This is a genomic window from Acidisoma sp. S159, assembly GCF_009766125.1.
Lineage (GTDB): Bacteria > Pseudomonadota > Alphaproteobacteria > Acetobacterales > Acetobacteraceae > Acidisoma.
Genome location: NZ_LMUG01000054.1, coordinates 11,751 through 12,391, shown reverse-complemented (window position 1 = coordinate 12,391; position 641 = coordinate 11,751). Strand labels below are relative to the sequence as shown.

1 protein-coding gene is annotated in these 641 nt (G+C 55.2%); it reads right to left on the bottom strand.

Features of this window, described 5'->3' with window-relative positions:
• Window positions 1-311: 311 nt before the first annotated feature.
• Window positions 312-641, bottom strand: a 330-nt coding sequence (locus tag GSQ92_RS16355; protein ID WP_216856844.1) for a hypothetical protein, incomplete at its 5' end; no start/stop codon positions are given.

Below are 641 nucleotides of genomic sequence, written 5' to 3'. Positions count from 1 at the left end.
CAAACTAGGTCCGCTGCCTTAACCCGGTCCAGGCACGCCTTGCGTCAACCGTCTTCCTGTCGAAGGCAGCGAGTTTCCGTCAGACGTCGGGGTCATCCTGCGCTGCGAGCCCTATACCCGCTCAACGGAAGCCCGGCAGAAGGCTTATCCGAAAGATTGGAAGCCATGGAGCTATATCTACCATCCTGACTGTAACAACAGTGGAACGTTGGCGCGCTGCGTCGCGGAGGCGCCAAATGGAAACAGACACGTAAGCGGTGAAATCAGCAACAAGGCATTGGCTGAGCTCCATGCGATCATCGGTGCCCTACCTACTTCCCGAGATAGCTAATCACTTCCCCGACAATGGCCTTCGGAGGATTCGGAATAAGGCTTGACATCGTGTCTTTTACGACCTGACGGATGACGGTGTTGGCGTCCTCGGCCTGTGCAAAGGCTTCGAACGTGCTGATTGAGATAACCGAATCAATGCCGGCGGCGACGAGGTTGTAGGAGATGAACCCTTCCTGCCCTTTTAGGATCGGGAGAACCAGCTTTTCCACGCCTTGGGCAACTTTAGAAACATCGCTAACGCTGTCGTAAATGCGGATCGATGCAAACATTGCGTTTGTCCCCCGGGCTTTAACCGCTTCAATGGCGGC